The sequence below is a fragment of the Helicobacter muridarum genome, from assembly GCF_000765805.2.
Taxonomy (GTDB): domain Bacteria; phylum Campylobacterota; class Campylobacteria; order Campylobacterales; family Helicobacteraceae; genus Helicobacter_A; species Helicobacter_A muridarum.
On sequence record NZ_JRPD02000002.1, the window covers coordinates 34,252 to 48,181 of the forward strand.

The window sequence follows — 13,930 nt, forward strand, 5'->3', positions numbered from 1 at the left end:
TTATGGTATTTTTTTCTTACCATTTGATTGCATATCTATTAAAGCACTTAACTCTTTGTTCTTCTCACCCAGCATATTATCGATTTCACACACAACACCCCTAGTAGATTCCTCAAATATTTTAATATGATCATCAATAAAGTTTTTATCAATAGGCTTATTCTCTCGTATAATTTTTGCAATAAGATTAGCATTAGAATGAACAGATATATGTTCATTCTCTAATGCCTTATAACCACTAGTATTACGGAAATTAATATATCCATCTCCCTCGTAATACCATTTACCAAGTCGACAACTCTTATGATCTGTTATATCGAATTCATTAGATGTTCCAAGCATGAACAAATAAAGATTGTTCTTATATATAATATGATCTAACTTAGCCAACGAACAGAATACTATATTATTAACTATATCTAATGTTATTTTGGAAGTATCCGAACCAAGCGAGAGACTCTTCATCATTTTAACCATTTCGTTAACATTATCCTTCATACTAACAGTTAATGTATTAATTTCTTCTACATTGTTGTTAATATCATTACTTTCTTGTTGCATTGACTTTATCACTATTGCTATATCTTTTGTAGCCCTTTGAGTTTTTTCTGCAAGCTTTCTAACCTCATCTGCCACAACAGCAAAACCACGTCCATGCTTACCAGCCCTTGCTGCTTCTATTGCTGCATTAAGTGCCAACAAATTTGTCTGCTCTGCTATATCTTCGATAAAAGACACAACACTTACAATTTCGTTACTTCGAACACCTAAAGATTGCGATAAGGATTGTGCTTGTTGCATTTTATCGCACAATTCCTCAATGCTGTGCATAGATTTATCACTAACTTGCAATCCTTTTGACGAAATATATAAATCTTGATTGATATTATCGATAATATTGGTTAGCTTGTTAAAAATATCAATAAAAGATTCACGTGTTGCTCCAAGCCCAACCTTTAGTGAATTATGATGCATAGAAGTAATATCAAATCCTTCTGCATTATTGTCACGTAAATTATATTCAGAGAGAAAATATATATCTAAGGAATCCATTTTTTTATATTCTACGATAAATGTGCTTCCATCGATGTCAATAGTTTTAACAGACTGACTAAGCTTTGAAATGCTATTATTTAGCCTTTGTAATTCTTGTGCTTTGTTGTTTGTAAAGATTACCTCCTGATTATTTAAGACTACAACAGCTTTATCTGTGCAAAAAGAGCTTAATTGTTTATAGAAATTAACTTCTTCTTGTAGTTTTACAATCTCCTTTTCTTTTTTTGCCAATTCTTCTTTGACATTTCCAATTCGACTAAACATTGTAATCCTTATGTAATTCTTGGGTGTAGTAATTATACTATAATTTGAATATTTACAATAATTGCGTTAAAAACATTATTTATTAATAAAAAAATAACGATTTAGCAAAATTCGTAAATAATTACTACTTTTGCCATTAAATTGAGAAAATGCATATTTACTTGGACTTTTTTAACTATAATTTAACTATAATTATTTTATCAATAATAATAATATTTAACTTTAATCTTGGAGATTCGTAATATGGATAAGACAATTGCAAAAAGACTTGAAACCTTAGATTCAATACTTACAAGACTTAGAAATTCTATTAAAAAAAATGGGCTTAAAAACTCTAAGCAAAGAGAAGAAATCATAGGAGTATTATACAAGAGCGGAACACATCTAAGCCCTGAAGAGATCGCCAACCAACTGCGACTAAAAGATAAAAACACTAGTATATCATCTGTATATAGAATCTTAAGCTTTCTAGAAAAAGAAAAATTCATTACAGCACTTGAGGCAGATAAAACAGGAAGACGATATGAAATAGCAGCTAAAGCCCATCATGATCATATTATATGCCTTAATTGCGGTATAATTATTGAATTTGTGGATTCAGATATAGAGCAACTCCAAATTAATATAGCCGAGAAATTTGATACACAGTTAATCAGTCATGATATGAGATTATTTGTACTTTGCAGTAAATGTAAGGATAAAGCTGAAGAAACCAATGGTTAGAATATTAATTCAAAGGCTTGGATATTATTTATTACAAAAAGGCGAAAATGTAGCCTACTTGATTATATTTTTATTCTTTTGTTGTGTTATAACATATATATCACTAATTGAATATCAAGAACAAGAATCTCCTCAGTACTATCACACTAATATAGAAAACACACGTAAAGAAATCCTTGAACTCTTTAGAAAATATGAACTAAAGAGCAAATGCAAAAAAGAATTATGCCTAAGACCAGAAATACAAGAATTAACAAAACTAAATCGACATATAGAAATAAGCCAAAAACTTATACAAAAAATACAAGCAAAACCTAGTAATGCAATATATGCTATGCACTTTATATGTAAAAATATAAACTGCTATAACTTCATAAGAGATATTGAGATAATTCCCAATATATTTATACTTAAAGCACAAAGTTTTGACACTGAAATCATAAAGCAAAGCGATGCAAACCATACAGATTCTAGAACAATGTTAAGCGATAAAATTAACAGTTCTAAACTACAATGGAATCAGCAAATTTTACTTTTATTTGAACTGCAGCAAATAAGTAGAGAGCAGTATGCCAAATAAGAGGCGATATAAGATATCATACCCAACCATCCTAATAGCAATAAGTTTAATACTACTATTTATAGTAACATACTATGAAACAACAGATATTCAAAATATACAGCATAAAATAGACTTTCTACAGCAAGAAAAAACAATTAGTGCTAGACAATTTTCTATTTTAGAACTAGACATAACCAACAATAATATGGAAAATTCTATAAATCAAATAAATAAAATGGAATCTATCTATGACCAAGAAAACAAGCAAGATAATACTACATTAAATCTAAATGCAATATTAAACAATAAAGCATTAATTAATGAAAGGTGGTTTTCTCATAACGAAACATTATTATTTAGCAACGATTCATTTAAATTAATAAAAATACAAAGTGATTATATAACACTAAAAAGCAACTCTAGTTCAAAAATAATAATACTAAACCTTCAAAATGACAATAAAAACGATTCTTTCATATTAGAATGACTTTGTATTCTAGCTATTTAAATAAAATTCTCATCTGCAAATTTATCTCTTAAAGGATTTATCATGTTTAGCGAAATAGAATCAAATATACATAGCATATTAATAACATCAATAGCAATTATAGCTGTGCTTAATCCATTTGGAAATCTTCCACAATTCATCTCTATGACAGAAGGAGTAAAAACCCAATTTAGACAAAAGTTATTTAGAAATATTGTATTTGTAGCTTTTTGTATAGTATTGGTATTCTTGCTTAGTGGTTCGATTATCATGAATTATCTATTTCATGTAAGTATAAATGAACTTCGCATATCTGGGGGGCTAATATTAATAGTAATGAGTTTAAAAAATCTACTTTTCTCATCAGCCTATCAAGATTATTCAAATTACAAAAATTTAAATTTTGATGAGCTATTTAAACAAAGTATTATACCTATGTCATTTCCCATGCTAGTTGGTCCAGGAACACTTGCAACTGTAGTTGTAATATCTGAAGATAAAAATATATTCATTGCCATTGGTGCAATTGTAGTGGCTTTTGCTTTTATGATAATGCTATTTCACTATGCAGCGACAGTAGAGAGAATACTAGGTAAACTAGTTTTATATATATTTTCTAGAATAGCCCTTGTCTTTGTTATAGCAATGGGATTCAAAATGATCATAATAGGATTAAAAAACATGGGGCTAACAAGTTAATTCACATAATTTCAATCATAAAGACACATTAATCTATAATTAATTCACGTAAAATTGATAGATTGCACCCCCATACATGCTAAACTTGTAAAATCAATTCACGTAAATTTACCATAAGGCTTTTTATGAATGGCTATGATATACTTGAAAATCTTAAAACCCAAGTTAGCGAGATTGAATACAAAAAATATATAAGTAAAATTCAATATGACACTCAAAACTCACGTGAAAATATATTTATATTCATAGTAGATAATATTTTCATAGCTAATTGGGCAAAGCGCAAATATCAAAACAAAATGATAGATTTTGTCAAAAGAGAAACTAACGCAAAGCCAGAAATTATATTTAATCTAAAATCAGGCAAACAAGCATTACAAATTGTGCAAAAAAAATATGTTTTTAAAAGCAGCCAATATAGCACCAATCAAGAATATACATTCGAGAAATTTATAGTCGGAAAATGCAATGAATTTGCATACAAAACAGCAAGAGAAGCAGCAAGAAAAAAAATATCAAAATGGAATCCAATACTAATATATGGAAATACTGGACTAGGAAAAACACATCTATTAAATGCAGTATGTCTTGAAGTATATAATCAAAATCCAAATGCTGCAATAATCTATATAACAGCTGAAATTATGTTTAATGAATATAGACATAGGATACAAAATAAAACTATGGATCAATTTAGAGAAAGATTTAGAAAATGCGATTACTTACTAATTGATGATGTGCAATTCCTGACAAACACGCAGAAATTCCAAGAAGAATTCTTCAATACCTTCGAAGAAATACATAGCGCAGGTGGACAAATAATATTAACAAGCGACAAACCACCAAAGAAAATAGAAAAACTAGAAGAAAGGTTAAAATCAAGATTTGAAAAAGGCATGAGCGCAAAGGTAGAATCTCCTGAATTGGACACAAAAATAAATATAATCAAACAAAAATGTAAACTTAACAACATCAATCTAGAAACTGAAATAATTAATATACTAGCCACACAGGTGCATGATAATATAAGGGAGATTGAAGGAATAATACTAAAGTTACACGGACAAATGTCATTACTAAACATACCAATCACAAAAGATATAGTAATTAACGAACTAAAAGATAGGGGAGTGGAAAAAGGAGGTATTGAATTTGAAGATATTATATCATTAATATCAAGAGAACTAAACATAAAACCATCAGAGATAAAAACAAAAACTAGAGGAAAGAACAAAATTGCAAAAGCAAGAAAAATGGTAGCATACATAGCAAGGCAAGAAACAACAACAAATCTGCCAACAATTGCAAATACTTTAAATCTAAAAGATCATAGCGCAGTGAGCAAACAAATAAAAAAAATAACAGAAGAAATGAAAGAAGATAGTAATCTAAAAAATGAAATAAATAACATAATCGCGAAACTAAGGCAAAAAAACAAATAATCAAACAAAAACAAAAGAAAATAATATATCTGATATAATTTAAACATTACTAAAAAGAAAATATGTGAAGCAAATGTGAATAAATAAAGATTTGAAAAAATCTATCAAATATCGATTCCATAAGGATATTTTACAATTAAAAAAAATGTTTCACTTAATTCACGTAACTACTAATAAAACTACTTTAATATATTATGAATCTACGAGGAAAATCAAGATGAATGCAACAACAATTGATAAGGAATCATTAGATAAGGCATTATCAAGTATGCAAAATGTCATATATAGAAAAAATAAAAATGACTTAGCTTCTAATGTGTTTATTGAAACAATAGAAGATAAATTTATTTTGAAATCAACAGATTATGAAATGAGTATAAGAATATCATTAAAAATAAAGGAAAAACAAGGAGAATTAAAATCTGCTATAGATTTTTCATTGTTTAGCAATATTATCAAAGCATTAAACGATGATAATGTAATTATTGAGTTAAAAGACAACTACATTAACTTTAAACAAGGTAAATCAAGATTTAAAATGCCTGTTATGGAATATGGAAATGAACAACTATTCGCAACACTAGATTATAATAAAATGGAAAAGTTGAATATAGATTCAAATCCATTCTTGAGCGCAAGCAAAAAAGCAGTACATGCTTGCAGCGAAAAAGAAATTATAAACATAGCCCTACAAGGCATTTTACTTGAAATTAAAAACAATGAAATGAATCTTGTAGCAACTGATACTAAAAGATTAGCATACATAAAACAAAAATATGAACAAGAAACAAAAGATATATATTGTTTGATTCCTAAAAAAGCAATTAATCATATTTTGAAACATTTTAGTGAAAATTTTGATATTTATCTACAAAGGGGTATATATAATAATGAAGAGCTTATTGAATATATAGCTTTTGTAAGCGAGAACACTGAACTTTATGTTAAGCCTATTAATGCTAAATATCCATCATTTGAATTCTTGCTAAAACCACGTGAAAATGAACATAAGTTATCACTTAATAAAATTGAATTAATGAAAGCTCTAATAAAAATGAACGTAACCAATCGTAACTCTAAAATTACATTTAACAAAGAGTTTATTAAACTTGAAACATTGGATTCTGATGTTGAGCAAATAAATGCAAGTATTGAAATTCCTTGTAATTTAGATTTAAACGAAGATATAACGATAGGTGTAAGCAATAGACATTTAATAGAATGTTTAAGTGCATCTAGTAATGAAAATATAGAGATTAACATTGCTACTTTAGATACTCCAATATTGATAGATATGGGGGATATTAAGGAAGTGATAATGCCACAAATTGTATAATATTGATTTTAATATCAGAGTTTGGAGATTTATTAAAATTTATGCAAGATATGAAAAAAGTATATGATGCGGGCAATATAAAGGTCCTAAAAGGATTAGAAGCTGTTAGAACTAGACCCGGAATGTATATTGGAGATACCAATATTAAAGGTCTTCATCATATGATATATGAAGTAGTAGATAATTCCATTGATGAAGCCATGGCGGGATTTTGCAAAAATATAAAGATAACTATCACAGATAGAGGTAGTGCTATTATAGAAGATGATGGACGCGGAATTCCAGTTGATATGCATCCAACAGAAAATATGCCCGCCGCCACTGTTGTTTTAACAGTTCTGCATGCTGGCGGAAAGTTCGATAAAGATACATATAAGGTATCAGGCGGTTTGCATGGAGTAGGTGTAAGCGTAGTAAATGCTCTATCAAAGCATCTAATAATGACAATCCATAAAAATAATAAAATATATAAACAGGAATTTAAGCAAGGGATTCCAATAACAGAATTAGAAGTAACAGGAAGCACAAAGAAACATGGGACTATTATAGAGTTTTTGCCTGATTCTGATATTATGGAAATCATAGATTTTGATTCTAATATTTTAATAAAACGGTTCAAAGAGATGGCGTATCTAACTCATGGAATAACGATTCATTTTCATGATGAAAGAGATGGAACAAAGGAGACTTTTAGTTTTGAAGGTGGCTTAAGACAATTTATACTTGATATTAACAAACGTAATCTAATCACAGATGTTATATCATTTGAAGCAGAAGAAGATGAAACACAAATAGAGATCGCATTAGCATATAATGAGGGTTATGATGAGAAATTACTAAGTTTTGTAAATAATATCAGAACGCCAGATGGCGGCACCCATGAATCTGGTTTTCGAGCTGGGCTTAGTAGGGTAATATTGAATTATATAGAATCAAATGCTAGTGCTAGAGAAAAAGATGTAAAAGTGCTAGGAGATGATGTTAGGGAGGGGCTTGTTGGAATTATTTCTACAAAGATTATGGAACCACAGTTTGAGGGGCAGACAAAAGGCAAATTGGGCAACTCATTTGTAAGAGGTATAACTCAAAAGTTAACTTATGAAAAAATTAATAAATTCTTCGAAGAAAATCCAACACAAGCAAAACTAATTATGCAAAAAGTGCTAGTTGCTGCAAGAGGTAGAGAAGCTGCAAAAAAGGCGAGGGATTTAACTCGCAAAGATACAAAAATATCAGTTTCTACACTGCCAGGAAAACTAGCAGATTGTCAAAGTAAGGATCCTAGGGAATCTGAGATATATCTTGTTGAAGGAGATTCTGCTGGTGGCTCTGCAAAACAGGGCAGAGATAGACGCAATCAAGCAATATTGCCATTAAGAGGAAAGATTTTAAATGTAGAAAAGTCTCGTATAGATATGATTCTAAAAAGTGAAGAAATAAAGAATATGATTACTGCGTTTGGTTGTGGCATTGGAAGTGAGTTTAATATTGATAAACTTCGTTATCATAAGATTATTATTATGACTGATGCTGATGTAGATGGCAGTCATATTCAAACCCTGCTAATGACATTTTTTTATAGGTATTTTAAGCCATTGATTGAAAACGGTCATATCTACATAGCTCAACCACCATTATATTGCTTTGGCAAAAAAGGCGGAGATAAAAAGAAAAGTAATAATATTTATCTAAAAGATGATAGAGCATTGAGTGATTTTTTAATAGAAAAGGGTATTGAGAATTTTTCTTTTGACGGTGTTGGCAATAATGAGCTAATACAGATTCTAAAAGCTATATCTCATTATCGATTATTGATAAATGATTTAGAAAGACGCTATCCGGTACAATATATCTCTAGATATTTGCTTGAAAATAATATAGATATACATGATTTTGATTCTATTTTAGTTGGCTTGCAAGAGTATATTAATAAAAAGAACTATTCTATTTTAAAGAAAAGCATAGATGAAACTAGTATTACATTAAATATTCAGACAAATTTGGGATTATCAGAGATAAAAATATCCAAAAATTTATTCTACGATAGAACATTTAAAGAATGTAAAAATCTTTTCCAAAAAATTTCAGATAGACAACTTGAATTTTTAGAGGGAAGAGATATTCTCTCTTGCCTGCAAGAAATTGAAGAATCTGCTAAAAAGGGTGCATATATCCAACGTTATAAAGGTTTGGGAGAGATGAATAAAGAGCAGCTTTGGGAAACTACTATGTCCCCACAAAATCGAACATTAGTGCAAGTAAAAATAGAAGATGATGAAAAAGCTGATGAGATGTTTAATATATTTATGGGCGATGAAGTGGAGCCTCGTAGGAAATATATACAAAAAAATGCGAGAGAAGTTAAGAATCTAGATATATAGATCTTATCTAAGATTTATCTTATTATTTTGATAGATTAAGTTTTTTTCTAATAATGTATTATTTATTTAGCGACTTGATTTACTTATGAAAATTTTAATTTTAAGTGAAAATAAGTTTATAACTTCCTTAAGATATGTAAATGCAGATTACAAGCTAGCTTTTTCTCTGTTTGAACTATTAGTTTGTTTGTTTATAATCTCCATTCTTAGCATTCCAGCAGTCAATTACGCTCGTAGTCATCTAATAGCTATAGAAAAAGCAAGGTTGCATATTAGATCTATACAAAATAACCTAGCAAAGCTTCCATACAAACAATTTATTAGTAAGCAAGATGTTACTAAATGTGTAGATAAGATATTAAAAGATTTAGTTGTTGATAATAAATTCTTTTCACTTAAACCAAGAGGAAGAAATCAATTCCGACTTTATATAGGTAAGCAATATGTACAATTCACTCTAAATAAAAGCGATGGAAATAGATTTAATCTCTCTTGTAATCCATCACAGTTTCTATGCAGGAAAATTTATCATAGAAAACATTTAAAATAAGGCTATAATTTAGAGCTACATTGAGAGCTGGAGAGTTTAAGTGGGGTTTTTATGTAGATTTTTATATATGATACGCATTGCATTATTGTGTTGTTTTATATATTTTATTTCATGTAGCAGTAATAATTTAGGAGCATTAGATAATGACTCTAAAAATGCTTCATATCTCTATGGTATAGGCTATGGTAAGGACGCCAATAGCGCAAAAGAGAATGCCATTAAAGATTTAGCAACAAATCTTCAAGTAAGCATTCAAGTTCAAGCGCAAAATACAACCGTTCATAATGATTATTCGCTCAAGACTTCAGGCATTCAACATACTTCTCTTGAGAGTGGGTTTACAGATTTAAGTGGTATAGAACTAGATAAAGTAAGTAAGGCAGGAGATTTAGTAGTTGTTCGCGTTAAAGCTACAAAAGCTATCTTGCGATCCCAGATATTGCAAAGAATGCAAGCTAAACAAGATTTTTTAAAAGCTAGTATTGAGAAATGTGGATATCCTTCACTCAAATCCTATGAAATGTTTAAGATTTATTTAAAAGAATTGCAAAATGATATAAATGTTATTTCTGCATTGGGCGGTAGTATGACTTCATATCAGCTTGAAGTAAAAGACTACGGAGCGATAGCTGCTAGGAAATTAAGTTATGACTTAAATATAGAGCAGTCTATTTATGTTCCAGATGTTTTACCTATTTTGTTGGCTGAATTGAGTAAGTTTATGATAATTAGCAAAGAATCCACAAGAACCATAAATGCAAAAATCACTAGTGATAAATACATAGGCTTAGAACTCGTATTTCTTGATTGTAATGGCGATGTGGAAGATTCTATAAATATTAATAGCTATATCGATAGGCATAAACTTAATTCTGACAACAATAAAACAAGATTGGGTGCATTCATTTATAAGACTCTATATAGCTTTATGTATGATTCAATGTAATTTGAAGGATTGTTATGATTATATAAGTAAATTTAGATATAGTTTATTAGTTTGCTTACATATTGGTATATAAGATAATAATTGAATTAAAGGTTATAAACATGATTATAATCCCAGCAAGACTTCAAAGTAGTAGATTTCCTAAGAAGATTCTATGTGATATTGACGGTATGCCTATGTTTATAAAAAGTGCTATAAATGCTAGTCAAGTAGATGATGTTATATTGGCTCTTGATTGCAATGAAACTTGCGACATTGCAAAAAAATATAAAATTAAATTTGTCCTTACAGACCCTAATATTCCAAATGGAACTCTTCGAGTGCTTGAAGCAAGCAGAATCTTGAATTTAAACGAAAGTGAAAAAATTATTAACCTTCAAGCCGATGAACCATTCTTAGAGAGACATGTTATAGAAACATTAAAGCAAAGTATGGATTATGCGCCATTTATGTCTACTTGTGCAAAATATATTGATTCCAATTTGTCTAGCAATCCAAATATTGTTAAAATTGTCTTAGATAATAAAAACAATGCAATATATTTTTCTAGGGCACAAATTCCATTTTATCGAGATATGGATTTTAATCAAAGATTCTTAGCGCATATTGGAATCTACGCTTATACTAAAGAATCCTTAGAACATTATGCCATGCTTGGAGAATGCAATATAGAGGATATTGAGAAGCTAGAGCAACTAAGAGCATTATATTATAATCTACCAATTCGTGTAAATATTGTAGAGAGTAATAGTATTGGTGTTGATACTCCACATGATTTAGAGCTTTTAAAGCGAAATTTTGGTATATCGTAATGTTGTTATATTTTTTATTAGAGGATAAGCAATGCAAGAGAAAGAATATATTGTAGATGATTCTTCAAGTTTTAAACATGACAAATATATGCAAATATTATTATCTAACAAGATGCAGCTTGAGCAATGTCAAAAATCTAGAGGATTAAAATCCTGTTTACAATGTGAAAGCTTGCTTAAATGTGAATTGCGTGCTAGCTATGTAGATTCTGTATATAGCAGCATGAGTAAGGGGCAAGCCGGGGATTTTGATTTTAATTAAAATATTTAAAATTTTCTTTGAATTTTATGGGAAAATATATGCGAATAGGTTTTTTATGATATTTAGAATTTGTGCTAACTTTTTTTTAATTTTAATAGCTTTATTTTTATTTGCTGCATGTGGATATAGACCTATGTCTTATTATGCTAATAAAGCTTTAGGAGATAAGATTTATGTGAAACTTGAATTAAATTTGGAAAATACCGAAGAATCTGTTTATATAAAAGACTTAATAAACGAAGCTATAGTCTCTAGGTTTCACTCTCAATTATCTAGTCTGGAAAGTAGTGATACTGTGCTTAATGTAAATGTATTAAGGATTCAAGATAGTGTTATTGCCACAAATTCGCAAGGTTTTGCGACATTTTATAGAATCAATATAGATATTAGTTTTAAATTCAGCAAGGACGGCAAAGAATTTACTTTTATTAATCCGGGCTATTATGATTATGCTGGCTCACTTGTTAATACCATTACTACATATAATAGCCGTTCGAATGCTATTTTAGAAGCAAGCAAGCAAAGTATAGATAGGTTTATTTCTCAAATTGGTTATAGTGCCGTATTTTAGCATTTTGATATTAAAACTTTAAGTATTATTTTTTATTTCTATTTTACATCTATTTAAAAAGCATTTTATTATATTTAACAAAGTCATTGTTCTTTAAGTTTATATTAATTAAATCACTATAATTTTCTATTCTCTTTAACTGCTTGAATTGCTAAATCACTTAAAGTTTTAGCTAATTCTCGCCTCTCATGCACCACAGCATATACGCCTTCAGATTTCATGCGAGCTTCAAATGCAGATTTTTTTGTTTTAAGAATAATCTTGCACATAGGTGAAATAGAAACTATCTCGCTATGTAAATGTTCTACTACTTCAATAGAATCTATTGCTATGATTACAACTGCACATTTCTTTATACCCAGCTGTTCAAGCATACTTCTGCGTATAGCATCGCCATAAATAATATTTTCACCCTTTTTTATACCCTCTTCTACTTTGGCATAATTTTTTTCTACTGTAATATAGCTCAGATCGCAACCTTTGAAGTATTCCAAAATCTTGCGACCAAGTTCACCATATCCGCATACTATAACATGCCCTTCAAGTCCTTCTCCCTCCTCTTTTGTCTCTTGTGAGTTTTCATCTTCTTGTGAACTTGCTTTTTTTGTATCGCTTTTTACTTTAGAAAAAAGATTTATAGGTATCATATAACGTAAAGAAAAGCTAGTTACTTTATCTAATCTATCCAAAATAAATGGTGTAGCAATCATTGAAAAAATTACCATTAAAGTAAGGAATTGGTAGATTTCTTCAGGAGTAATGCTTGCAAAGAATGCTTCCCCAAAAATTGCTTTTAAAATCCCACTATCAAGTCTAAGATTTAGAATCTTATGTTGACTTGCAAGGAGGAAAATAGCAAAAGAGAATTCTCCGATCTGCGATAGTGAAAGTGCTATACGCATTCCAATTCTTTGCCCTTGAAAAAATAGTAAAAATATATATACAAGTAATGTTTTTGCAGTCATCATAAGCGCAACAAAGGCAATGATTACAATAAAGTATTTAAACAAAAATATCAAATCAACCTGCATTCCTACGGTGATAAAAAATACTCCCAAGAGCATATCTCTAAAATGCACTAAAACTGAAGTTACTTGATATTTATAAGGTGTACTTGAAATGATCATACCCGCCAAAAATGCACCAAGAGTAAGTGAAAATCCAAAAACTTTACTAATATATGCTGAACCTAAAACGACAAGAAATACCGCACCAACAAAAATTTCATCAGTTTTCATCACGGCAGAAAATTTTAAAAATACCTTTGCTAAAAGTCTTCCAGGAAGCACAAGTACAATTAAAAGAATAGTAGCAGAAACAAGTGTGGTTAGTATTAAAACCCACATATTAGAATCTTTATCACTTAAAAGCTTAATCATTAGTAAAATAGGAATAACTGCTATGTCTTGAAAAATCAAAATACCCACAGAAGCCTTACCATATGGTGTCTTGGTTTGACTACTTTCATTTAAAAATTTTAATACGATAGCAGTAGAAGATAGACTAACCGCACTTGCTATAATGATAGAAGTAGCAAAATTAAAGCCTAAGAAATAAAAACATACGACAAAGAAAAAAGCTATTGAAAGTCCAATCTGTAATCCGCCAAATACAAGCACTTCTTGTTTCATCGCTGTAATACTTTTAAAGCTAAAATCTAGCCCAATCATAAACATCAAAAATACAATACCAAATTCAGCAATTTCATTTAGGGCTTCAGAATCTTCCACACGAAAACCAAAAATATATGCGGTGAGAACACCTGTTAGGATATATCCAATAATCGTTGGAATTTTTAGCCGATTTAGTATAATGCCCGAAACAACAGCCATAGCCAAC

The 13,930-nt window shown here is 29.5% G+C and carries 14 protein-coding genes and 1 pseudogene; 12 read left to right on the forward strand and 3 right to left on the reverse strand.

All coding sequences use genetic code 11. The annotated features are described in order from the left end of the window. Together LS73_RS10580 and LS73_RS10490 are read right to left on the reverse strand one after the other, a co-directional pair. Positions 1-477, reverse strand: a complete 477-nt coding sequence (locus LS73_RS10580) for a CZB domain-containing protein (protein ID WP_407918761.1) — start codon at positions 475-477, stop codon at positions 1-3. Next, positions 463-1,320, reverse strand: a pseudogene (locus tag LS73_RS10490) (methyl-accepting chemotaxis protein); the annotation flags it as partial. The pseudogene LS73_RS10490 and the gene LS73_RS10580, both read right to left, overlap by 15 nt. 243 nt (positions 1,321-1,563) lie before the next feature. Here LS73_RS10490 and fur point away from each other — a divergent pair. The 12 genes from fur to lptE all read left to right on the forward strand — a co-directional run bounded on the left by fur (position 1,564) and on the right by lptE (position 12,091). Next, positions 1,564-2,043 (forward strand): ferric iron uptake transcriptional regulator, encoded by a 480-nt coding sequence (gene fur / locus LS73_RS01150; RefSeq protein WP_034559118.1) that lies wholly within the window; start codon positions 1,564-1,566, stop codon positions 2,041-2,043. Next, a complete protein-coding gene (locus LS73_RS01155) occupies positions 2,036-2,623 on the forward strand; it encodes a hypothetical protein (RefSeq protein ID WP_034559115.1) in 588 nt (195 codons plus the stop codon). Before fur ends, LS73_RS01155 begins: the two co-directional genes overlap by 8 nt. Further along, entirely contained in the window at positions 2,613-3,092 is a 480-nt protein-coding gene (locus LS73_RS01160) for a hypothetical protein (RefSeq protein ID WP_034559113.1), read from the forward strand. Before LS73_RS01155 ends, LS73_RS01160 begins: the two co-directional genes overlap by 11 nt. A gap of 63 nt (positions 3,093-3,155) precedes the next feature. Further along, positions 3,156-3,791 carry a MarC family protein gene (locus tag LS73_RS01165; protein ID WP_034559111.1) on the forward strand — a complete coding sequence of 212 codons (636 nt, stop codon included), beginning with the start codon at positions 3,156-3,158 and terminating at the stop codon, positions 3,789-3,791. Between the two features lie 125 nt (positions 3,792-3,916). After that, positions 3,917-5,233, forward strand: a complete 1,317-nt coding sequence (dnaA, locus tag LS73_RS01170) for a chromosomal replication initiator protein DnaA (protein ID WP_034559109.1) — start codon at positions 3,917-3,919, stop codon at positions 5,231-5,233. A gap of 217 nt (positions 5,234-5,450) precedes the next feature. Further along, on the forward strand, positions 5,451-6,569 hold the full coding sequence (gene dnaN / locus LS73_RS01175; protein WP_034559107.1) for a DNA polymerase III subunit beta: 1,119 nt from the start codon (positions 5,451-5,453) through the stop codon (positions 6,567-6,569). 41 nt (positions 6,570-6,610) lie between these two features. Then, entirely contained in the window at positions 6,611-8,950 is a 2,340-nt protein-coding gene (gyrB, locus tag LS73_RS01180; protein ID WP_034559172.1) for a DNA topoisomerase (ATP-hydrolyzing) subunit B, read from the forward strand. Positions 8,951-9,035: 85 nt separating this feature from the next. Further along, a complete protein-coding gene (locus tag LS73_RS01185) occupies positions 9,036-9,500 on the forward strand; it encodes a type II secretion system protein (RefSeq protein ID WP_034559105.1) in 465 nt (154 codons plus the stop codon). Positions 9,501-9,540: 40 nt separating this feature from the next. After that, on the forward strand, positions 9,541-10,446 hold the full coding sequence (locus LS73_RS01190) for an LPP20 family lipoprotein (protein WP_138069969.1): 906 nt from the start codon (positions 9,541-9,543) through the stop codon (positions 10,444-10,446). Positions 10,447-10,547: 101 nt separating this feature from the next. Beyond that, complete coding sequence (kdsB, locus tag LS73_RS01195) at positions 10,548-11,258, forward strand: 3-deoxy-manno-octulosonate cytidylyltransferase (protein ID WP_034559101.1); 711 nt, start codon at positions 10,548-10,550, stop codon at positions 11,256-11,258. Positions 11,259-11,289: 31 nt separating this feature from the next. Then, positions 11,290-11,520 (forward strand): hypothetical protein, encoded by a 231-nt coding sequence (locus LS73_RS09915; protein WP_034559099.1) that lies wholly within the window; start codon positions 11,290-11,292, stop codon positions 11,518-11,520. A 55-nt stretch (positions 11,521-11,575) separates the two neighbouring features. Further along, positions 11,576-12,091, forward strand: a complete 516-nt coding sequence (gene lptE, locus LS73_RS01205; RefSeq protein ID WP_034559170.1) for an LPS assembly lipoprotein LptE — start codon at positions 11,576-11,578, stop codon at positions 12,089-12,091. A 116-nt stretch (positions 12,092-12,207) separates the two neighbouring features. On the opposite strand, the gene LS73_RS01210 is transcribed toward lptE, so the two are convergent. Continuing rightward, complete coding sequence (locus tag LS73_RS01210) at positions 12,208-13,923, reverse strand: cation:proton antiporter (protein WP_034559168.1); 1,716 nt, start codon at positions 13,921-13,923, stop codon at positions 12,208-12,210. Between the last annotated feature and the right edge of the window lie 7 nt (positions 13,924-13,930).